Source organism: Saccharopolyspora sp. NPDC002376 (genome assembly GCF_053593195.1).
Window position 1 is genome coordinate 46,166 of record NZ_JBSFBZ010000037.1, and the last position, 21,005, is coordinate 67,170.

Here is a 21,005-nt window from a genome sequence, read left to right on the forward strand (position 1 = left end):
ACACAACGCGCCTACCAGCGGCAAGCGATCCGATAGATCCATAGTGGACTTCCGCTGACGCGCCGTGGTCGGGTGAGCACTCCGCGAGTCGGTTGGTGGACGTGCATCGCGGTCTGGTCGAATGTGGGCATGCGGCTGGAAACGGGCAGAGGTTGGTGGCGCTGGTTCGCCGCGTGCGCGCTCGTCGCCGCGGTCACGGGATGCACCGCGGTGCGCGACGCCCCCACCGAACCGGCCGCGCCGAGCGCTCCGGCCTTCGGCTCGCCGAGCTCCGACGATCAGGATCCGGGGCGGTTCGCCGCGCAGGTGATCAACCGCGCGCGGGAAGCCGGCGTCGATCCGCAGCTGGTGATGGCGATCTTGTACAACGAGTCCTACAAGCCGCACGACCCGGGCACCGAACGTGTCTGGCTCCAGTTCAAACCGGACGCCGCGCTGGGCGTCGCCAACATGCACCGCGCCACCTTCGACGAGGTCAAGGCCAACCACGGCTTCACGGACCGCGATTGGCTGCAGCTCCCCGACGACCCGGACCTGGCCATCCAGGCCGCGTCCTGGTACCTGCACGACCTCTCCGCCTCGCTCCCCGATCAGCGGTCGGGCGCGCACACCACCGAAGAGCTGCTGGCACTCGGCTACAACGCGGGCCCCGGCAACATGCGAGCCGTCGCGAAGGGCACTTCCCCAGGTCCGCAGGCGCAGAACTACCTCGACAGGCTGCACGACAACTGGGACAAGGCAGGAAGCGCCGTCACGAACCGCTAACCGCGCAACCCCCGCGCGGTTTCCGATTCCTCGCAGGCCAAGAGCTGCTGCGGTGTTCCCGAGCAGATGACACGCCCACCGCGGCGGCCCGGCCCTGGGCCGAGGTCGATCACCCAGTCCGCGCTGCGGATCACCTCGAGGTTGTGCTCGATCACGAGCACCGTGTTGCCGTGCTCGACCAGCCGGTCCAGTACCTGGAGCAGGACTTCGGTGTCGGACAGGTGCAGGCCGGTGGTCGGCTCGTCGAGCACGTAGCAGGTGGGGCCGTCCGCTTTGGAGAGCTCCTTGGCGATCTTCAGGCGCTGGCACTCGCCGCCGGACAGGTCGGTCAGCGGCTGTCCGAGGCGCAGGTAGCCCAACCCCACGTCCACCAGATCGCGCAGAGCTCGGCCGATCGCCGGTTCCGGCAACCTGTGCACGGCCTCCTCGATGGTCAGGTCGTCCACATCCGCAATGGACAGTCCGTCGACGGTGTGGGCCAGGACTTCAGCCGTGAAGCGGCGACCGGCGCAGGCTTCGCAGACCGTCTCCTGCCCGTCCATGAACGCCAGGTCCGTGTAGATCACCCCGGTGCCCTGGCACGCCGGGCACGCGCCCTCGGAGTTCGCGCTGAACAGCTTCGGGCTCACGCCGTTGCGCCGCGCGAACAGCTTCCGGATCGCCGGAGCGATACCGCAGTAGGTCAGCGGTGACGAGCGGCGGTTGGCGGTCACCGGGCGCTGATCGACCACAGTCGTCGGGTGCTGCGCGGCGAACTCCGCCGCCAGGCTGGACTTCCCGGATCCGGCGACACCGGTCAGCACCGTCAGCACTCCGGTCGGCACGTCGACGGTCAGGTCGCGCAGGTTGTTGCGACTGGCGTTCTCGATGCGCAGCTTGCCCATCGGGACTCGTGGCGTTCGCTCCCGGATCCGGGTTCGCAGGCCGTGCCCGGTCGGGGTGTCCGCGGTCGTCAGCTCATCGAAAGTGCCCTCGAACACGATCCGCCCGCCGGCTCCGCCGGCGCCGGGGCCGAGCTCGACGATCCGGTCGGCGGCGCGCATCACGTCCGGGTCGTGCTCGACGACGAGCAGCGTGTTCCCCTTGTCCCGCAACGACTTCAGCAGTTCGATCATGGATCGCACGTCGTGCTGGTGCAGGCCGACGGTCGGTTCGTCGAAGACGTACAGCATCTCGATCAGGCTGCTGCCCAGGTGCCGGACCGTTTTGATGCGCTGCGACTCGCCGCCCGACAGCGTGGTCGTCGGCCGCGCCAGCGACAGATAGCCCAGGCCGATCTCGGTCAGCGCGCCGAGCTTGTCCGACAACGCCGCGACCACCGGCGCGACGCGCGGATCCTTTGTTTCACCGATGATTTCGGCCAGCTCACCGATCTCCATCCGGCTCATCTCGCCGATGGTGCGGCCGAGCACCCGTGCCGTGCGAGCCGCTTCGCGCAATCGCTCGCCGGCGCAGTCCGGGCAGCGCGCCGAGCGGGTGAACCGGCGCAGCACCGCCTGCTTGCGCTCGGACATGTTGTCGGCGGTGTGCAGGTAGATGCGCTCGAAGCGGTCGACCACACCTTCGTAGTCCTTCGGCACGCGCAGCGATGACCGCTGTGCCGCCTCGCTGTGGAGGAGCGCTTCCCGATCGGCCGCAGGCCAGTCGCGCAACGGTTTCGCCATGTCGAAGACGCCGATCTCCGAGTACTGCCGGTACCAGTACTGGTCGTTGCCGAAGCCGGGCAGCACGATCGCGCCCTGCTCCGGCGATCGGTCCAGGTCCAGGATGCGGTCGACGTCGGTGGTCAGCGTCTCCCCCAGCCCCGCGCAGGTGGGGCACATCCCGGCAGGGTCGTTGAACGAGAAGTGGTTGGACTCGCCGACGTGCGGTTCGCTCACCCGCGAGAACAGCAGCCGCAGGTAGGTGAACGCGTCGGTGATGGTGCCGACCGTCGACCGCGCGTTGCCGCCCAGCCGCTTCTGGTCGATCAGCACCGGCGAGAGCCCGTGCAGCGCATCCGCCTCCGGACGGCTCCACCTCGGCAGGCGGTTGCGCACGAACGGCGGGTAGTTCTCGTTCACCTGGTACCCGGCTTCGGCCGCGATCGTGTCGAAGACCAGCGAGGACTTGCCCGAGCCGGACACCCCGGCGAACACCACCAGCTCGCCGCGCGGCAGGTCCAGGTCGACGGCCTTGAGGTTGTGCGTGCGCGCGCCGCGGATGCGAATCATTGAGCTCATACAGCGACGCTACGAACAGATGTGGCCGGATCCTGACCTCGATTCGGGGATGATGGGGTCATGAGCGATGTGACCCGGCGCTTGCTCGAACTGCTCGCCCACCTGCAGACCGGCCGCTGCTTCAGCGGTCCGGAGCTGGCCTCGCGGCTGCAGACCAGTCCCCGCACGGTGCGACGCGACGTGGAGCGGCTACGCGACTACGGCTACCCGGTCACGACCCAGCCGGGGCCGGGTGGCTTCTACCAGCTCGCCGCGGGTCGGGCCTTGCCGCCGATGGTGTTCGACGACGAGGAAGCCGTCGCGACCGTGGTCGGCCTCGGCGTGCTGGCCGCCAGCGCACCACCCGACACCGACGCAGGAGGTATCGGCTCAGCGGCCGACCGCGCGTTCGGCAAGATCGACCAGTTCCTGCCGAAGCGGCTGCGGGCCCGGGCCACCGCCGTGCGCGCCACCCTCGAAGCCGCCGCGCAGACCGCCCCACCGGTCAACGCCGACGCGCTCGCCACGCTGGCAGCCGCAGCGGACCGGCACGAGTACGTCACCTTCAACTACACCACCCGCGACGGCACAACGTCGCAGCGCCGCATCGAGCCCTACCGCCAGGTGCACCTTCACCTGCGCTGGTACCTGCTGGCCTGGGACCGCGACCGGGCGGACTGGCGCACCTTCCGGCTCGACCGGATCAGCGACATCACCGTCCCCGGCACCCGGTTCACGCCACGCCCGCTGCCGGCCGAATCCGCTGCCGAGTACCTGCGCGGGAAGCTCGCCGAGCCCCGCCACCGCGCCGTCGTCACCGTCCACTCCCCCGCGTCCAAGATCGCCGACGTGCTGAAGTTCTCCGACTGCGCCATCGAAGCGCTGGCCGAGGACCGCTGCCGGATCACGACCTGGGTCGACTCCTTCGAATGGCTGGTGCTCAACCTCGCCTTCCTCGACGCCTACTTCACCATCAAACAGCCCGCGGAGTTCCGGAACCGCTGCCGCCGACTGGCCCACCGCCTCGACCTCGCCGCGCACGACCCGGAATAACCCAGCCCGCCAACGACTTTCCCGCTCCACATCACGGCGAGCGGCGGTTTTGCCCACAACTGACCGAACGTTCCGGGCACGGAAAGTGCCAGTTATAGGGCCTGGTCTCAAACTGCCCGGGTGCGCTGATCAACAGGCCTAGGTGAGGACGGTTGTGATCATCGCGATCAGGACGATCGCCAGGAGGGCCAGGTAGGCGATCGCGTGCACTCGGTCGGGGATCTTGCCGACGAGGCGCTTGGTCAGCGCGATGGTGGGCAGGGAGCCGCAGAGCAGGATCGCTCCGACCACGACGTTGACGTGGCCGATCTGGCCCGGATAGGTCGCCGTCGGCGTGGCCAGGGCGTACACCGCGGTCCCGGCCACCGCGACCGGGATGCTGAGCGGATTGGCCATCGCGGCAGCGTCGGCCATGGGCAGGCCCCGGCGCCGCAGCAGCGGCACGGTCAGGACGCTCCCGCCGACGCCGAGGAAGCTGGCGACCGCACCGATGCCGACACCGCCGGCCGTCGAGGCGACCTTGCCCAGCGGTCTTGCGCCCGCGACATCGCGGGAGTTGTCCAGGAAGCCGCGCCGGACGAGGCTGTCGACGATGGTGACTGCGAGGTAGGCGATGAACAGCAGGTGCAGCACGGTCTCCGAAGCCCAGTTCGCCGCAACCGCACCGAGAACGGCACCGAGCGCGATGAACTCGAGCAGCGGGTGGAGGTGTTCCTTGTGCAGGCGACCGGAACGGGCCTGCGCGATGGTGGCCATGGAGGCGTTGACGATCATCACGGCGGTCGAGGTGGCCACGGCGGTGTGCATCGCGTCGGCCCCGGTCGCCGCGGAGACGACCGCGAACACGACCGGCACGATGATGAAACCGCCGCCGAATCCGAACAGGACCGTGGTCACACCGGTCAGGCATCCGAAACCGAACAGCACGAGGGAGGAGACGAGCACCCGGCCACGGTAGGACTGGTCGTGACTGGCGCACAATCGATGTTGCGCCACACCCATTCGAATTCACGCCACCAGTCGGTTAGCGTGGTCCGGTGCGCAACGTGCCGGTGGACGAGGTGGATGGGATCGACCGCGCCGTCCTGGCCATCGGCACCGACTACCCGCCCGGCCACCTGCTGCCCTTCCACCGGCACCGCCGCGCTCAGCTGCTCTACGGCGCGACCGGGGTCATGCAGGTCGAGACGGCGGACGGGAGCTGGACCGTGCCGCCGCGCCGGGCGGTGCTCATCCCGCCCGACACCGACCACCAGGTGCTGATGGACGGCGTCAGCACCCGCAGCCTCTACTTCGAGTCCTCAGCCGTCCCGTGGTTCCCGACGCGCTGCCGGGTCGTGGACGTATCGCCGCTGCTGCGCGAACTCCTGCTCGCCGCGGTGGACATCGCGCCGGAGTACGACCGGCACAGCCGCGACGGGGCGCTGGTCGAGCTCGTTCTGCACGAGATCCGGAACCTGGCGCCGCTGCCGTTCGGCCTGCCGCTGCCCGCTCGAGCGGACCTCCGGGAGCTCTGCGAGGCGTTCCAGGCGGCCCCGAACATCCGCGAAGCACCATCCGGGTGGGCCGCCCGTCTCGGCGTCAGCGGCCGCACGTTCAACAGGCTGTTCCTCGCCGGGACCGGTCTCAGCTTCCAGCACTGGCGCCAGCGCGCCTGCGTCCTGCACGCCATCCGTCTGCTCTCCGCCGGACTGACGGTCACCCGGACTGCGGCGGAACTCGCCTACGACACGCCGGCGGCCTTCTCCACGATGTTCCGCAAGCAGACCGGAACGGCACCGAGCTCTTTCCAGCCGCACTGACTCCACAGTGGAAGCGCGCCCCTGCAGCACCGACCGCAGAGGCGCGCGTTCGGCTCAGTTGCCTTCCGGCACGGCCATTTCGCCCAGCGGCGACCAGTCGTTCTGCGGGACCTCCATGTTGATGACCCGCGGGGTCTCCACCAGGTGCGGCGGCAGTTCCTGCTGCGCGGCCTTGAAGTGCGCCGAGTTGACGTGCGCGCCGCCGGCGTCGCCGTCGCGGAAGGCCTCGACCAGCACGTACTCGTTCGGGTCCTCGAGGCTGCGGGACCAGTCGAACCACAGGCAGCCCGGCTCGGCGCGGGTGGCCTCGGTGAACGAACGGGCGATCTCGGGCCACTGCTCCGCGTGCTCGGGCTTGACGCGGAACTTCGCGGTGATGAAGATCATCGACTTCCTCCTCCTACTACTACTGCCTTCCGGCCCGTTCTACCCCGGCGGCGATCCCCCCGCGCGCGGGCGGGGTGCGACTTGCGATTCCGATCACGGGTCTCTGATCAACAGCAGCACCAGTCGACGTCCACAAGAGACGGTCGCGGGGCCGATCGCAGCGAGAACCGATCCGGCCCCGACCGACGTCAGACCCGTTCGAGACAGGTCATGATCACGTAGCGTAGCTGGCCGAAGTGGTCGACCGGGTACCACCGGTTGCTCGGCTGGCTGCCGCACGCCGGACCGTATTCACCACCCGTCACTGGCAGCGCAGTGACCAGGATCCGGTCATCCGTCTGCATCTGGCCGACCGACGTGGCGCCGGGATCGGGTCGGGTCCGGATGTTCACGCCATCCCCGTAAGCCCGGTACCACGCGGGAAAACCATCAGCCATCTCGAGTTCCTCCCCAGTTGGACTGTCGATGCGGCGCCAGTCTCCCGAGCCGCCACCGCGACCGGGCCGGTTTCGACCAGCGTCACCCGCACGGAGCAAACGGCCTCCAGCGCCAGCTGAAGAAGAACGACCTCCTCGCGCATTTTCCGAAATGAATGCCGAAAGCGCGAGGATCCTGGTCTCCCACCTCCTCGACCGTCTCGCCGAACTCGGCTACGACCAGGTCGAAGCCCAGAGCGGTGTCACCGAACCACAAGGCTTCGGCCTCCCGCTCCCCCTGCGCACCAAAGTCGCGGGCTGATCAGAGGAGGTCGATCGTGTCGCCGACCTGCACCTGACCTGGGACTGCGACCGTTGCCAGCGCGTCCAGACGGGTGTCGTGCGCGTTGGCGATGGCTCGCAACACCAGAGGTGAGTGCGGCAGGTCTTGCTGGGCCTCGTTGGTCATCACGCATCGCTCGCTGGACCGCACGAACTCGACGGACAAGGCGTCACCGATCCGCGCCTTGGATCCGAACCACTGGTCCTCGACGAAAGGAGGAGTGCTGGGTGGCGTGCGGACCAGCAGGTTCGGGCGGAAGCGCCGCTCGTCGACGGCGACTCCGGGGACCGCCGAACGCACCCATTCCAGGGTGGCGGTGGTCAGAACGCTCAGCGGGAGCTGGTCGAAGTGCGAGATCTCTCCCTCTCGCGCCACTTCGGCGTCATCGCGGCCGAGGTAGTCGCGAACGTAGGCCGTGGGATCGGGAACGACGTTGCCTTGCGGGTCCAGCAGTTCCGGCTGGCCGGTGTCGTTGACGTAGCAGGAACGCAGCTGCAACAGGCCGGGCATTCTGCGGAAGCGACGGGTGTTCTTGCCCGAGCCGAACTTGCCTTCGGCGTCGCGGACCGCGAACAGGCGGTCCCCGACCAGGCCCCGCGCGTCAACGTCCACCTGTTGCAGCAGCTCACCGCCGGTCGACTTGATCGGATACCGCCAGATCCGCTCCACCACACCCGCAATCGCCACCACCCGAGACTACTGATCCCACATCTCACGAACATCCCTGCAGTTCAGGACGCTTTCGGCCAAACTGATGAGGCGTCGAGCGACGAGTTTTGAATGCTGCTGAAGTCGGTACGGACGACACACCGAGTGCACGTGGAGGACGGCATGCCCCTGGACCTCTTCGCCGGGATCCCCGTCACCGACTACGCCGCGGCGCTGCCGTGGTACGAGCGGTTCTTCGGCCGCCAGCCGTCGTTCTTGCCGAACGACGTCGAGGCGGTGTGGGAGGTGGCCGAGCATCGCTACATCTACATCGTGGAGGCCCCGGAACGGGCGGGGAACGCCCTGGTGCTGTCGTTCGTCGACGACCTCGACGAACGAGTCGCCGAGGTCGCCCAGCGGGGCATCGAACCCGCGAAGCGCGAGACGTACGAAGGTGGCGTGACCAAGGTGGTCTACCGAGACGCGGATGGCAATGAGATCAGCTTCGGCGGCGGCCCGGGCTGACGCCGCCGAACTGTTCCGGGCTGGCTTCGTGCGGATGCCCCCGACGGATCCGCGAACCTGCACCGTCTCAGCGCGAAACGCTACGTACGCATCGGCGAACCGCGCAGCGGAGTAGTCAACCGCCACCGCTAAGCGTGGAACCTTGTCGTCTCGCTGAGCTCTGCTCGGCCGACCTCGATCTGGTTGACGGGCGCCGACTCCTGCGCATAACCGAAGGAGACGCCGAAAAGCATCTTGCGGTCCCGGATTCCCAAGCAATCGCGACCACATCGCCGTAGAAGCCGAGCAGACCTTGCGGACTGAGCGCCGTGCGGAAGGCAACCCCGCACCGCCTGTTTCACCAGCCTGTTCCCCGCGCAGAACCCACAGCCGTTCAACACGGTAGAAATACCGGCAATCCGTCACACCACGCAGTTCCTGCCAGCGGCCACTTTTCGGCAACCATCCGGAGAACGACTCCCGATCGTCCGGGGCACCCGCTGCTCTCAGCCCGATCCACCGCGCTGCGCGCACCTTCGCCGATGTCATCGATCGTTCACCGCTCCGTCGTGGGAATACGCTTTGTGGACGGCTTTTTGGCAGTTGGTGGGTGCTTTAATCGCTGCGGGCTTGGCTAGTGTTACCCAGCAGGTACAAAAAGGGCGCACCGCTGAGTACGATCACCTCGATCAAGTGCTCGTCAGATGCTCCGGTCGGAGGTCACGAGGTGTGGACCCAGCGAGATCAGATCCAGGCCTACCGGTTCCTGCGCCGTCGGCTGGTCTCCGCGCTCGTCTCCGCCGACGCCAACCACCCAGTGGCGCCGGCCAAACGCGTCGTGCTCGGCACCGCGCTCGGGTTGGCGGTCGCACTCCTGATCTCCGCGGTGTTCGGCGTCATCGGCCTGCTCACCCCGACCCGCGCGGAGGCCTGGCGGCAAGGCGGCCAAGTGATCATCGAGAAGGAGACCGGAACCAGGTTCGTCCTGGGACAGGACGGACTGCTGCACCCGGTGCTCAACTACGCCTCCGCGCGGCTGCTCGCCGGCGGCGACGGCACCAAGACCGTCACCGTGCCCGCCAAGTCGCTGTCCGGCGCGCCCCGGGGCGCCGCCATCGGCATCGCCGGGGCGCCCGACTCGCTGCCGCGCCCGGAACGCATGCTCGCCGGCCCCTGGACCACGTGCACCCGCGTCCCGCCCGACCGGCCGAGCGGCGATGCCCCGATCACCACCGTCCTGTTAGGACCGAAGGCCGGTGGCACCGAGATCGCCGAAGGCCGGGCGATGCTCGCGCGACTGCCGTCCGGGGAACGCTTCCTGGTGACCGGAGGTCAGCGGCACCGCCTCGACGGCGAGCGCGCCGCAGTGGCCCTCGGGTACGCGGGCGCCGAGGACGTCCTCGTCTCCCCTGCCTGGCTGAACACCCTCCCAGCCAGCCGGGACCTGAGCCCCATCGACGTGCCCGGCGCCGGTGCGCCCGGCGTGCAGGTCGGCTCGCGATCCCGCTTGGTCGGGCAAGTCCTGGTGTCCGAGGTCGGCGAGTACTACCTGGTCCAGCGCGATGGTCTGGCCGTGATCACCGAAACCGAGGCGGACCTGGTGCTCGGGTCCACCAGCAACGCCGCCGCCTACCCCGGCGAGCGCCCGCATCGGGTCGAGGTCGCCACCGCCGACATCGGCGGCGTCCCGCGCTCCCCAGGCGGCGAGGACGGGTACCCGGCCAAGCGGCCCGAGCCGCTGGCGCCCGGTCGGACGGCCACGGTGTGCACGACCGACGGTCGCGTCACGTTCGGCGCGGCGCTGCCGCTGCGGCCCGGCGACGAGGTCGTTCCAGTGGCCGCCCCCGCTCCGGACACCGCGAACGAGATCTACGTGCCCGGGGGCGCTGGCGCGATCGTCACCGAAGAACCGGCTGTCGACGTGCCCGTCGGGGCGATCTACCTGATCACCGACACCGGTGCGAAGTACCCGATCCCTGGCGATGAGGCGGTTTCCGCGCTCGGCTACGGGGACCTGCCGCGGCACGCCGCACCCACTGCCGCGCTCGCTCTGTTCCCGACCGGCACGGCACTTGATCCGGCGCGGGCTCGGCAGGTGATCGCGGGCTGATGGGTTCGGCCGAACGTGGGCTCGTCCACCTGGGACCGCACTACGCGATGTGGGTGCGGGCGGTCGTGGTGGCCGTGGCGAGCCTGGCCTCTCTCGTCGTGGAGACCGAGCGCGCCCCCGGGCTGGCCGCGCTCGTGGTCGTCTCGCTCAACGCGTGGAACGTCGCGTACACGATCCGCATGACCCACGTCGGCGGGCGCTGGCCGGTGGTGCTGGACGTCCTGGTGGTGTGCGCGGTCTGCCTCACCCAGGCCTGGACGACGCCCATCCACTCCGGACCGGAGGGCACCACCTGGGTCCGGGTGGCGGCGGCGGTCGTCCTGGTCGTCTACCCCTGGCACATTGGAGTGCGGGCGCTGGCCGTGGCCACCGCCGTGATCACCGCCGCGCACCTGGTCGGCACGGCGTTGGCCATGCCCGACGACTGGCGCACGGCGGCACCGATCCACCTGTGGATGCTCATGGAGGCCGCCCTCTCCGGATGGCTGTACCTGCTCGTTCGGCGCAGTGCGCAGACCGCTGACCAGCACGTCGCCCGGGGCGAACGACTGCGCCGCCAGACCGCGGTCGCCGAGGCACGCCGCACTGACGAACGCGAGCACCTGGCGTCACTGCACGACACCGCTTCGGCCACGCTGCTGATGGTCGGTGCAGGCGTGGTGCACGAGAAGCAGCCCTGGCTCGCCGAGCAGTCCAGTCTCGATCTGGAGGTGATTCGCGGCCGGTCCATGATTTCCGGTGGTGATGTCGACCTGATCGCCATGCTGCGCGACACCGTCGCCCGCACTCCGCTCGCGGTCCGCGCGACCGCCCCGGACGAACTGGTGATGCCAACGGTTGAGGCCGCAGCCCTGTGCCACGGAACCCGCGAAGCGCTGACCAACGTCGTGCGGCATGCCGGCACTGATCGGGCTGAGGTGATCGTCTCGCACGACGGTGACGACGTCGTCGTGGAGGTCGTGGACGGCGGGCGTGGGTTCGACCCGGGGCGCATTTCCCGCCACCGCTACGGCGTGACCCGGTCGCTGGTGGAACGCATGCACCGGACCGGTGGCAGCGCCGAGGTGATCAGCAGCCCCGGCCGGGGAACACGGGTGCGGATGACCTGCCCGCTGGGCGTCCCGGAGGACGTCGGCGGCGATGCCGAGAACATCGCCGCGAGGTTCCTGCGCGGCCTGCAGTGGGCGGCGGTGGTGATGAACCTCGTCATCCTGTGCCTACTGGACCTGCCGAAACTGCTCACGCACCCCGACGCCTACCGGCCGATGGCCGCCCAGTTCACCGCCTGGGGCGGGTTCGTCGTGCTGACCCTGGTGGTGCTCGTCGCACTGCTCCGGGGCCGGTCGATCGGCCGGTGGCGCTGGCCGCTGATCGCGGTCGTCTTCGCGCTGTCCGTGCTGGGGACCGCGTCGGTGCGACCCGAGGACCTGCTCGGCTTCGCACATTGGTCCGAAGGGGACGCCGGCTGGACGCTGGTGCTCTTCCTGCTCGACTGCCGGCTGCTCGTCTTCGCCGTCACGCTCATCGCCCAGTACGCGACGACCTTCGCGCTGGTCGGCCTGGCCGGCGACGCCGCGATCACGTTCGCCGACTCGGTGAACGCGACAGTGCTGATCGTGTCCTACCAGCTCTCGGTCGGGGTTATCTCCATCGTGCTGCGCGCGCTGGCCGTGTCCTCGGCGCGCGTGGCCCGCGAGGAGGAACAGCTGCGGACCTCCGAGGAGGTGGCGCGGCAGCTGCACCGGGACCGCAAGGACCGCTACGCGGACCTGGAAACCACCACTGTCCCGCTGCTGGCCGGCTTGGCCTCAGGCGCCCTCGACCCCGGTGAAGCGTCGGTGCGCCGACGGTGTTCGGTGGAGGCGGCCAAGATGCGCCGCTTGTTCGCCGAGGACGCCGCAGTGCCCGATCCGCTGTTGCACGAGCTGCGGGCGTGCATCGAACTGGCTGAGCGGCAAGGGCTTTCGGTGCGGTTCGCCGCGACCGGCAAGCGTCCGGAGATCCCCAAGGACGTGCGCCGCAGGCTCACCGAGCCCGCGGTCACCGCGCTGGCCACCGCCACCGGCACGGTTCGGTTGACGGTGGCGGGCACGGGCGGCGCGGTGACGGTCAGCGTGATCGCCGAGGCGCTCGAACCGGCGCTGTCCACCGCACCGAGGTCCGAAGGGGGCGTGGACACGTCCGCAATGGTCGACGGCAGTCGGGTCTGGATCGAGGCGACGTGGCGCGGCGGGACTTGACGCCCACGGGCCGGCCCACACGGAATTCAGCACGGTGCAACGGAGGTGCGCAGGTGATCACGACAGTGGTGGTCGACGATCATCCCGCGGTGGTGGCCGGGGTTCGCGCTTGGTGCGCGCTGGCCGATCCACCGATCAAGGTGCTCGATTCGGGTCCGTCGGTGTCGGTGGCCTGGCTCGAACCCGGCGCCACCGCCGACGTGGTGATCTTCGACTTGCAGCTGGACATCACCGGCCCCGCCTACGGCGATCTCAAGCGCTTGGTGGACGCCGGGCGCCCGGTGGTGATCTACAGCATGCGGGCGGACCGGGAAACGGTGTTGACCTGTCTGGACATCGGCGCGTTCACGTACCTGACGAAGGCCGAGGGCGAGGATCACCTGGTGGCCGCTGTGCAGGCCGCGGCGGGCAACACCCCGTACCTGCCGCCGTCGCTGTCCGGCGCGTTCGGCACCGACGACCGCCCGCACCGCCCGCGGTTGTCACCGCGGGAGACCGAGGTGCTGCTGGAGTGGTTCCACTGCGAGTCCAAGGAGATGGTGGCGCGGCGGCTGAACCTGACGGTGCACCGGGTCAACTCCTGCCTGGAACGGGTTCGGGTGAAGTACGCCAACGTCGGCCGGGAGGCCCCGACCAAGGCCGCCCTGGTGGCCCGCGCGATCCAGGACGGCCTGGTTCGCGCCGACGAACTCTGACCGCAACGCGACCGCGTTCCCGCGATCGGTGGGCGCACGCGACCGGATTCGTCGGTGCGGAAGCATCCGCGAGACCACTGGGGTGCGGCACCGGGAAATGGGGTACGAACAGCCACCACCGCAGGTGGCGAGACCTCGCTAGCGTCGCGTTCGCAAGATCCGACTGGGAGGAAGAGCCGGTGGAGACCGAGCGGATTCGCGTCGGGGTGGTGGAGGACCACCCGCTGTACCGGGCGGCGGTGACCAGGGTGCTCGAGGAGGCCCCGGACATCGAGGTGGACGCGGTCGCCGAGTCGGTCGCGCAGTTCGCCGCCCGCCGCCGATGCGCGGGCAGCATCGTCGTGCTGGACCTCGGGATTCCGGGGGTGCGGGGCGCTGCCGCGGTGATGGAGATGGTGCGCCGGGGGCATCCGGTGCTGGTCGTCTCGGCGCAGACCGATCGCTCCGAGGTGCTCGGCGCGATGCTGGCCGGGGCCCGCGGATTCCTCGGCAAGGACGCCGAGGGCGAGGAGATCCTGCACGCCGTGCGGGAGGTCGCGGCCGGGCGCAGCCACGTCGCACCGAAGCTGGCGGACGTCGTGCTGGAGGCCGCCCCGCTCAAGCACGGTCCCGGGGCCCGCATCGACCTCTCGCACCGCGAGGCGGAGGTGCTCGCCCGGCTCGCTGCGGGGGAACGCGACCAGGACATCGCGGTGGGCCTGCGGATCAGCATCCGCACCGTGCGTTCCTACTTGGACCGCATCCGCGACAAGACGGGGCTGCGGCGCCGGCCCGCGCTGACCGCCTACGCGATCGAACACGGCTTCGCCACCTGCTCGGCCCCCGACCGCCTGTCGGCTTGACGACGGTCGGGTCCCGGTCCCCGGTCCTGGGGTCCGTCCGTCCCCGTCCCCGCCCCGTCCGGGAGAACCGCGTGTTGACTGCTCCCCACTTTAAAGGGCGGGGATTCCCTTCTGGCTCGCGCCGGAAAGTTCCTGCTTCACGGCCAGTCGCCCCGTCCGGGAGGTTTCCCGTTGAGGTCTTACACCTGCTCCACAGGCTGCCACCGCCAGCCCGGCGGCCAGAATGTTCTTGGCAGCGTTGATGTCCCGGTCATGCCAAGTCCCGCAGCCGTTGCACGTCCATTCGCGGACGTTGAGCGGCATGCTCTCGGCGAGCGTGCCACACGCGGAGCACGTCTTCGAGCTAGGGAACCAGCGGTCGATTACGACCAGTTCCCGCCCGTACCACGCGCACTTGTACCCCAACATCGACCGCAGCTCAGCCCACGACGCATCACTGATCGCGCGGGCCAGCTTCCGGTTCTTGACCATAGTGCGCACGGACAGGTCTTCGATCACGACCGTTTGGTTGTCACGAACGAGTCGAGTAGTGACCTTGTGCAGATGGTCCCGGCGCCGGTCAGCGATCTTCGCTTGAATCCGGGCAACCTTGATCCGAGCCTTTGCCCGGTTGTTGCTGCCCTTCTCCTTGCGGGCGAGCTCTCGCTGAGCTTTCGCGAGGCGGGTGCTTTCCCGGTCGGAGTGCTTGGGGTTGGTGATCTTCTCTCCGGTCGACAGCGTCACCAGCGACGTGATCCCGGCGTCCACACCAACCGCGTTGGCGGTGGGTTCATGGTGATCAACCGTGGTTTCCACCAGCATGGACACGAACCAGCGGTCCGCGCCGTCACGCGACACCGTCACCATCGAGGGCTCCGCACCATCAGGCAGGGGGCGGGACCATACGATGTTCAGAGACTCAGACATCTTCGCCAGCGTCAGTATGCCATTGCGGTATTTGAACGCGGACTTGGTGTACTCCGCCGACGCCCGCGACTTCTTGCGGGACTTGAAACGTGGGTACTTCGCACGCTTGTCAAAAAACGCCGTGAACGCCCCCTGGAGATGCCGCAACGTCTGCTGCAAGAGCACGCTCGACACCTCAGACAGAAACGCCAAGTCCCCGGACTTCTTCCACGCGGTGAGCATGGCCGAGGTTTCGTTGTAGTTCACGCGGCGTTGCTCGGTGAACCACGCGCGGGCCCTGGCATCCAGAGCAAGGTTGTAGACCTTGCGGACGCACCCAAACGTGCGCAGCAACTCGTGCCTCTGCGCATCAGTCGGATAAAAGCGGTACTTGTACGCCCGCTTCACCGGCGTCCTTCCCATGTATCGAAAACTACCGTGTTTGTTTGTGAGTCTTGATCTCGGGTGGTTATCCAAGAGCACTCGGGATCGACTCCTCCCCGGCCTGAAGACCGGGGTATCCGCCGATTGGGGACCTGATGACCCTCGCCGCTACGCTCTGCCTGATGGCGCTGCTGGTGTTCAGCGTCCGCCTCGCCCACCACGCCGGCTACCAGCACGGCCGCAGCTGCGAGCGGGACGTGCTGAACAGGTACCTGCATGACCGGGTGCTGCCGACGCTGGAGGCGTTGGCGCTGGGCAGCCGGTCGGACGCCAACGCCGCCCCGGCTCGGCTCGCCGAACTGCGCCAGGCCGCCAAGGAGCAGGCCGCGCTGATCCGCCGGGACATGGCTGCGGTGCCCGCGGCGAACCGGGCCCGGTTGGAACCCGAACTGGCCGCGCTGATCTCGGACCTGTCCCGCAACCGGCTGCGAGCCGAGCTGATCCGGTCCGAAGTGGACGACACGCTCCCGGCGGACCAGCGCACCGCGATGCGCGAGGCAACCGGGGAGGCGCTGCGCAACACCTTGAAGCACAGCGGAACCGACCGAGCGGAGGTGCTGGTGGCCGAACGCGACGGCGGTATCGCGGTGACCGTCCGCGACCGCGGCGTGGGCTTCGGCCCGGACAACAAGCCCGGCTTCGGCATCGCCGAGTCCATCAAGGCGCGGATGGCCGAGGTCGGCGGGTCGGCGCGGGTGGAGTCCCGCCCGGATCAGGGCACGCAGGTCACGTTGTGGGTTCCCCAGCCGTGAGAACCAGCGTGCTGGGCCGGCACGCCCTCGCCGCAGTGGCGGGTGCCGCGTTGATCGGTGCGCTCACCACTCCACCGGCGTTCGCCCAGTGCGCCTCTCCGGCCGGGGTTTACGCGGAATTCATGGGGTGGGCGCAACGGCTCACCGACGCGTCGGCGACCTGGCCGCTGTCCGACGGCACAGGACAGCTGGTGGCGGTGGTCGGCACCGGGATCGACGCGGGCAACGCGCAGTTCGCGCCGGGGCAGGTGGCGCCGGGTTCGGACCTCGGCGACTGCGATGGCCGCGGCACGTTCGCGGCGGGAATCGTCGGGGCGCAGCGGGTTCCGGACACGGCTTTCGCCGGTGTGGCACCGGGAGCCCGACTGCTCGGGATCAAGTACACCGAGACCACCACCGGCGGCGGTGCGCCTGCCCCGGATGCCTTGGCAGCTGCGATCGAGCGCGCGGTGGACGCGGGTGCGACTGTGGTCCTGGTGGCCGTACCGGCTTCGAGCACGAGCCTGCAGTTGGAAGCGGCGGTGCGCGATGCCTTGTCCCGCAACGCAGTGGTGGTCTCGCCAGCGGTGGGTGACCAGCCGCAAGCCCGGTCCTACCCGACCGCTCTGCCGGGTGTGCTGGCGGTCGGCGCGCTGGACGAATCCGGCGCAGCCGTGCAGGGCGAGGCCGGCGATCACCTGTCGATCGCCGCACCAGGTGCGGATCTGGTCGGTCTCTCGGCCGGTGCCCGCGGGCTGGGACACCGCTGGGGCGTCGACGTTCCGGAGATGGCCGCGGCCCACGTCGCCGGAGCGGCAGCGCTGGTGCGTTCCTACCGCCCCGAGCTGGACGCCGAGCAGGTCGCGGATCGCCTGGCCCGGACCGCGAGCCACCCGCCGACCGGCCACGATCCCCGCCTGGGCTGGGGTGTGCTCAACGTCAACTCGGCGGTGACCACCGAGCTGGCCGACGACCCGTCGGCGCTGGAGCTCCCACCCGCCGCCCCCGAAGTCCCCACGGTGCACCCGGCCGCAGGCCCACCACCACGGCCCGACCACTCCCCGCTGCCGGGCTGGCTCGCCCTGCTCGGCGTCGCAACAGCAGCCCTGGCAGTGGTCGCGCGAGCAACGATCCGCATGGGCCGAGCCCGCGGCTGGCGCCCCGGATCCAACAGCTAGTGCCGCAGCAGGCAACGTTTGCCTGGTTGTGATGTGACGCGCCGTTCGGATGCCGGCCCGGATGGCGTGGTGTCGGCAGGCCCGACGTCGTCTTCTGCCTGGATGAGTTCGGGCCCTTGAATCTTCAGCCCCACCCCGGTCGGCAGTGGGCCGAGCGCGGCGGCAAGCACAAAGACTCCGGGCGGGAGCTCAGACCCCGGCGGCGGGCGACCTACACCCGCCCGCACGGGGGTCCGGCACCTGTTCACCGCCTTGGGCCTGGGCAAGGAAAAGCTCTATGGCCGCATCAAGCCCAAGAAGAACTGGACAAGATTCCTAGAGTTCTGCCGCTACCTGCGCAGCCTCTACCCGCCGAAGATCCGCATCGCGATCGTGTGCGATAACTTCTCCCCGCACCTGACCACGAAGAAGGACACCCGGGTCGGCGACTGGGCTGCGGCCAACAACGTCGAGTTCGCCTATACCCCGACCAACAGTTCCTGGCTCAACCGCGTCGAGGCCCAGTTCACCGCCCTGCGTTACTTCGCGTTGGACGGCACCGACCACGTCGGCCACAAAGAGCAAGGCAGCATGATCCGCCGCTACATCATCTGGCGGAACAAGCACGCCACTGACGAACGACTACGCCAGGTCGTCAGCAGAGCGAACGTTGCCTGACATAGCGTTAGGTAGCAGGTCCCGTCAATGGTGGCGACTGGAGGAGGGCTCCCGACGTAAAGGGTGTGAATATTTGCGGGAGAGGACCTTCGTCGAGGGCAGCGAAAAAATGGGAGTCGTCCGTGAGCATCTTGTGGATGAGGCTGCTCAGTGAGTGCTCGTACCATTCCACAGTGCCGGTGCGGCTGTAGTTGATACCGATGTTCCACTCTTCCGGATCATGCTCCGCCGCGATCCAGTAACCATAGTCACCGTTGTCGGTCAAAAAGCACGGGTGAAGCTGTCCTGGCCCGAACAACGGCTGCCACGCCTCGTCATCGCCGGTGGGCGGGTCAGCGACCGTGCCGTCGGTGCAACCGACGATCGACAGCCGATCGGCGTTGGCCTCCTCGGTGTCGATCCGCTCCTGCTCGACGAGCATGTCCACGAGCCCATCAGGCTCCTTTAGGAAACGCTCCTCAACAAGGAGATTTCCATCGTCACTCACGCTCGCCGGGTGCAGCAGGTTCAAGAACCCGCCGAAGCGGCCAGGCGGGAGCCTCTCGCACAGACGCTTGTAGTCGGAAGGCAGCGCGTGTCCAAGGGCCGTTTCGATCGCGAGCCAATCCAGGCGCCAGGTGCAGGGGCCTTGCCAGCCCGCCAAATCGACGATTCGCTGGACGTGGTCGTCACCCGCCACCTTGCGGCTCCCTCACCTCGCTGGGCGCGCTTCGACAGCGCATGCTATCGGGACCTGTCCCGAGCGATGGACACCCCTCGACACGAAGAATGGGAACGACTTCCTCAACCATGTGCCTCGTCGTCTCAAACCATCCGACAGGGCGAACGTTGCCTGAAGCGGCACTAGCTCGGGAAGCGGGCCGACTCGGGCGCTCAGGTCCGAACCTCCAGTGGAAACGCCGCTGCCGCACACGTGGAACGGCCGCTGAGCGACGGGGGATGTTCGCTCAGCGGCCGGTCTTGAGGGCGTGGGCGGTTTCACCGGAACACCCACGAGCGCATCGCCATTCGCGGTGGCCTCAGTGCAGCACCTCGCGGTTCTGGATGGAGCCGTTGACGACGCTGTTGATGTCCTGCCAGGAGTCCGTGCCGGGCGCCAAGATCGTGCTGTGCGAGCTCACGTCGGGGACGAACCAGCCATCCGAGTCCCGGCTGGACGGCAGTGGAGTCACCCCCGGGAAGCTGTCGGGGTCCGGACCGTGGGCGTGGCCTTGCGCCCACTGGATCGGGTCATGCTCCATCGTGACCGAGTACCGGTTCGCCGGGTACGGGTTGGTCAGCTCGGTGACCCCGTCGCCCATCCCGGCGGAAGCGACGTGGACCACGTTGTCCGCTCGCATGCCCGCGGCATCGGCCAGGCCGACGATCGCCCCGCCGTAGCTGTGCCCGATCACCGTGACCTCGGCGTCCCCGCCCAGCTGTGGACGCAGGTCGTTGTTGACGAAGTCGGCCAGCCGCGGCGCCATCTCCTGGGACGGGCCGGACATGCTCGCCGCCGGAACGCCTTGCGGGAAGTCGCCGTTCATCCACAGCACCCCGGCCGTGCTCCCGCTGGCGTCGGCCTGGGCGAAGCTGCCGACGGTGCCGGTGTAGCGGGCGAAGTCCTCGACGCCGGTGTTCATCCCCGGCACCAGCACCGCCACCGACCGGGTGTCGGAGTCCAGCCTGCCGACCAGGGCCACCAACCGCCCGTCGCCGTTGAAGCTGAGGATCTGGGTGTTGCTGTTGAGTATCTCGTCGTAGGCGGCGATCTTCTCCCGGAGCTGCTGGACCTGCATCTCCCGGTTGATCGGACCGACTTCGCCCTGCAGCTTGCGCATCTCCTCCTGGGCGGCGTCGCGGGCGAGCTCGATCTGGGCGCGGCTGGCCGCGTCGCGCTCGGCGATGGAGCGGCCGGCTCCCCCGTCGAGAACCGGCACGGCCAGGTCCGGGCTCAGCTTCTTGATCTCGGCCGCCTTCTGCGCATCCCACCGACGGACAGCTGCGTTCGACGACTCGATCCCGTCGATGAGCCCCGTCAACCTGCTGGAGGCCGTCCGCAGGCTCTCGTCGTTGGCCTGGATGTTGCCGAGGTGACCGGCCTGGGCCTGCTGCGATCCGGCCACGTTCGCGAACGCGCTCGTGGCCAGCGTGCGGGTGGTCAGGTTGCGGCGGGCTTCCCCGAGCACCGCCACTTGGTCGGGCAGTTTCTGCGCTGCCGTGTCGAGGGCGGCGTGGTTCACCGCGAACCGCGATCCCGAGCTCAGCACGCTCTCGGAACGGTCCATGTCCGCATCTCCTCACAAGAGATCTGGGTCGCCGGTCACGGCGAGGGCTGGTCAGGCCTTGAGTGCCGGTGGGATGATGCCGTCGATCAGGGAGCGCTGGCCCTGCTGGGCCTGCGTGGCCCGGTCGTCGTGCTGCCGGATCATCCGCGCCGCCCAGTCCAGGTCGTGGCGGAACTTCTGGTCGGCGTCCAACGCCCGGCGAGTGCTCTCGCAGGTGCGGGTGATGTTGGCCTGGTGCGCCCCGGCCGCCGCGGTGGATGCCTGCACCCGGCCGAAGGCGTTCTGCGAAACAGCACCGTGGTTCAGCGTCTGCGAGGCGTTCAGCAGCGGTTTCCGGGTTCCTTCAACGAGTTTGGCCGCCGCGTCGAAGAACTTGGCGACCTCGCCCTGGAAACCGCTGGGGTTGCTGCCGGTGTTCGACGTCTGCCGCGCGCGGACCGCCCCGCCGGAGGCAGGCTGGACCGCGCTGCGCGCCCGGTCCACGAACCGCCGGTACTGGCCTTCGGTGTAGGTCGACCACTGGCCCCACCCGTGCTCGCGGTAGATCGCGTAGGCGTTGCGCGCGTTGGTCGCCGGGTCGGTGTTGGCCGACGCGTTGCGGTGCGCCTGGTCGAAGGCGTTGCCGTGGCCGGGGTTCACCGACCGGATCTGCCACAGGCCGACCGATGGGCCGAACACGTCGGTTTGCAGGGACACGTCGCCGATCGCGTCCGGGTCGCCGTTGGACTCGGCGAGCGCGACCGCGACGGCGATCTGCAGGTCCTCGCCGCTGAATCCGGCGTTGGCGGCGTGCTCGGCGATCTGCTGGTCGGTGAGCGTTGGCATGCTCGGATCTCC

General features: G+C 69.0%; 21 protein-coding genes. 12 read left to right on the forward strand and 9 right to left on the reverse strand.

The annotated features are described in order from the left end of the window. Positions 1–72: 72 nt before the first annotated feature. Positions 73–765, forward strand: coding sequence for a transglycosylase SLT domain-containing protein (locus ACWCO2_RS23390; RefSeq protein WP_450129884.1), 693 nt, complete (start codon positions 73–75; stop codon positions 763–765). Here ACWCO2_RS23390 and ACWCO2_RS23395 read toward each other — a convergent pair. Then, positions 762–2,987: an ATP-binding cassette domain-containing protein gene (locus ACWCO2_RS23395; protein WP_450129885.1), complete on the reverse strand. Its 2,226-nt coding sequence runs from the start codon at positions 2,985–2,987 to the stop codon at positions 762–764. The two genes, ACWCO2_RS23390 and ACWCO2_RS23395, sit on opposite strands and share 4 nt — an antisense overlap. Before the next feature lie 60 nt (positions 2,988–3,047). On the opposite strand from ACWCO2_RS23395, the gene ACWCO2_RS23400 reads away from it, so the two are divergent. Beyond that, positions 3,048–4,019: a helix-turn-helix transcriptional regulator gene (locus tag ACWCO2_RS23400; protein ID WP_450129886.1), complete on the forward strand. Its 972-nt coding sequence runs from the start codon at positions 3,048–3,050 to the stop codon at positions 4,017–4,019. Positions 4,020–4,157: 138 nt separating this feature from the next. On the opposite strand, the gene ACWCO2_RS23405 is transcribed toward ACWCO2_RS23400, so the two are convergent. Next, positions 4,158–4,964: a sulfite exporter TauE/SafE family protein gene (locus ACWCO2_RS23405; RefSeq protein ID WP_450129887.1), complete on the reverse strand. Its 807-nt coding sequence runs from the start codon at positions 4,962–4,964 to the stop codon at positions 4,158–4,160. A gap of 92 nt (positions 4,965–5,056) precedes the next feature. On the opposite strand from ACWCO2_RS23405, the gene ACWCO2_RS23410 reads away from it, so the two are divergent. Continuing rightward, entirely contained in the window at positions 5,057–5,821 is a 765-nt protein-coding gene (locus tag ACWCO2_RS23410) for an AraC family transcriptional regulator (RefSeq protein WP_450129888.1), read from the forward strand. 54 nt (positions 5,822–5,875) lie between these two features. On the opposite strand, the gene ACWCO2_RS23415 is transcribed toward ACWCO2_RS23410, so the two are convergent. Continuing rightward, complete coding sequence (locus ACWCO2_RS23415; RefSeq protein ID WP_450129889.1) at positions 5,876–6,208, reverse strand: putative quinol monooxygenase; 333 nt, start codon at positions 6,206–6,208, stop codon at positions 5,876–5,878. A gap of 188 nt (positions 6,209–6,396) precedes the next feature. After that, on the reverse strand, positions 6,397–6,645 hold the full coding sequence (locus ACWCO2_RS23420) for a hypothetical protein (protein ID WP_351051310.1): 249 nt from the start codon (positions 6,643–6,645) through the stop codon (positions 6,397–6,399). A gap of 151 nt (positions 6,646–6,796) precedes the next feature. Here ACWCO2_RS23420 and ACWCO2_RS23425 point away from each other — a divergent pair, with 151 nt between their 5' ends. Next, positions 6,797–6,946, forward strand: a complete 150-nt coding sequence (locus ACWCO2_RS23425; RefSeq protein WP_450129890.1) for a hypothetical protein — start codon at positions 6,797–6,799, stop codon at positions 6,944–6,946. Here ACWCO2_RS23425 and ACWCO2_RS23430 read toward each other — a convergent pair whose 3' ends face one another. After that, the gene (locus ACWCO2_RS23430) at positions 6,947–7,654 is read right to left on the reverse strand and encodes an MOSC domain-containing protein (RefSeq protein ID WP_450129891.1); all 708 of its coding nucleotides are present in this window, start codon (positions 7,652–7,654) and stop codon (positions 6,947–6,949) included. A 144-nt stretch (positions 7,655–7,798) separates the two neighbouring features. Between ACWCO2_RS23430 and ACWCO2_RS23435 the strand changes: the two genes are divergently transcribed. The 5 genes from ACWCO2_RS23435 to ACWCO2_RS23455 all read left to right on the forward strand — a co-directional run bounded on the left by ACWCO2_RS23435 (position 7,799) and on the right by ACWCO2_RS23455 (position 14,006). Then, a complete protein-coding gene (locus tag ACWCO2_RS23435) occupies positions 7,799–8,140 on the forward strand; it encodes a VOC family protein (protein ID WP_450129892.1) in 342 nt (113 codons plus the stop codon). A gap of 706 nt (positions 8,141–8,846) precedes the next feature. Next, on the forward strand, positions 8,847–10,229 hold the full coding sequence (gene eccB, locus ACWCO2_RS23440) for a type VII secretion protein EccB (protein ID WP_450129893.1): 1,383 nt from the start codon (positions 8,847–8,849) through the stop codon (positions 10,227–10,229). Continuing rightward, positions 10,229–12,469 (forward strand): sensor histidine kinase, encoded by a 2,241-nt coding sequence (locus tag ACWCO2_RS23445; RefSeq protein WP_450129894.1) that lies wholly within the window; start codon positions 10,229–10,231, stop codon positions 12,467–12,469. The genes eccB and ACWCO2_RS23445 overlap by 1 nt, the downstream gene beginning before the upstream one ends. A gap of 53 nt (positions 12,470–12,522) precedes the next feature. Next, positions 12,523–13,164 (forward strand): DNA-binding response regulator, encoded by a 642-nt coding sequence (locus ACWCO2_RS23450; RefSeq protein WP_450129895.1) that lies wholly within the window; start codon positions 12,523–12,525, stop codon positions 13,162–13,164. A gap of 179 nt (positions 13,165–13,343) precedes the next feature. Next, positions 13,344–14,006, forward strand: a complete 663-nt coding sequence (locus ACWCO2_RS23455; RefSeq protein WP_450129896.1) for a response regulator — start codon at positions 13,344–13,346, stop codon at positions 14,004–14,006. Between the two features lie 90 nt (positions 14,007–14,096). Here ACWCO2_RS23455 and ACWCO2_RS23460 read toward each other — a convergent pair whose 3' ends face one another. Next, the gene (locus ACWCO2_RS23460; protein WP_450129897.1) at positions 14,097–15,299 is read right to left on the reverse strand and encodes an RNA-guided endonuclease InsQ/TnpB family protein; all 1,203 of its coding nucleotides are present in this window, start codon (positions 15,297–15,299) and stop codon (positions 14,097–14,099) included. 131 nt (positions 15,300–15,430) lie between these two features. Here ACWCO2_RS23460 and ACWCO2_RS23465 point away from each other — a divergent pair, with 131 nt between their 5' ends. The 3 genes from ACWCO2_RS23465 to ACWCO2_RS23475 all read left to right on the forward strand — a co-directional run bounded on the left by ACWCO2_RS23465 (position 15,431) and on the right by ACWCO2_RS23475 (position 17,901). Next, positions 15,431–16,087, forward strand: coding sequence for a sensor histidine kinase (locus tag ACWCO2_RS23465; protein WP_450129898.1), 657 nt, complete (start codon positions 15,431–15,433; stop codon positions 16,085–16,087). Continuing rightward, complete coding sequence (locus ACWCO2_RS23470; protein ID WP_450129899.1) at positions 16,084–17,244, forward strand: S8 family serine peptidase; 1,161 nt, start codon at positions 16,084–16,086, stop codon at positions 17,242–17,244. Before ACWCO2_RS23465 ends, ACWCO2_RS23470 begins: the two co-directional genes overlap by 4 nt. 240 nt (positions 17,245–17,484) lie before the next feature. Beyond that, positions 17,485–17,901, forward strand: a complete 417-nt coding sequence (locus tag ACWCO2_RS23475; RefSeq protein WP_450129911.1) for a transposase — start codon at positions 17,485–17,487, stop codon at positions 17,899–17,901. A gap of 7 nt (positions 17,902–17,908) precedes the next feature. Here ACWCO2_RS23475 and ACWCO2_RS23480 read toward each other — a convergent pair whose 3' ends face one another. From ACWCO2_RS23480 to ACWCO2_RS23490, 3 genes are all read right to left on the reverse strand, one after another. Further along, the gene (locus tag ACWCO2_RS23480) at positions 17,909–18,580 is read right to left on the reverse strand and encodes a hypothetical protein (protein ID WP_450129900.1); all 672 of its coding nucleotides are present in this window, start codon (positions 18,578–18,580) and stop codon (positions 17,909–17,911) included. Between the two features lie 340 nt (positions 18,581–18,920). Next, positions 18,921–20,168 carry an alpha/beta hydrolase gene (locus ACWCO2_RS23485; RefSeq protein ID WP_450129901.1) on the reverse strand — a complete coding sequence of 416 codons (1,248 nt, stop codon included), beginning with the start codon at positions 20,166–20,168 and terminating at the stop codon, positions 18,921–18,923. 51 nt (positions 20,169–20,219) lie between these two features. Continuing rightward, entirely contained in the window at positions 20,220–20,993 is a 774-nt protein-coding gene (locus tag ACWCO2_RS23490; protein ID WP_450129902.1) for a transglycosylase SLT domain-containing protein, read from the reverse strand. Positions 20,994–21,005 lie beyond the last annotated feature (12 nt).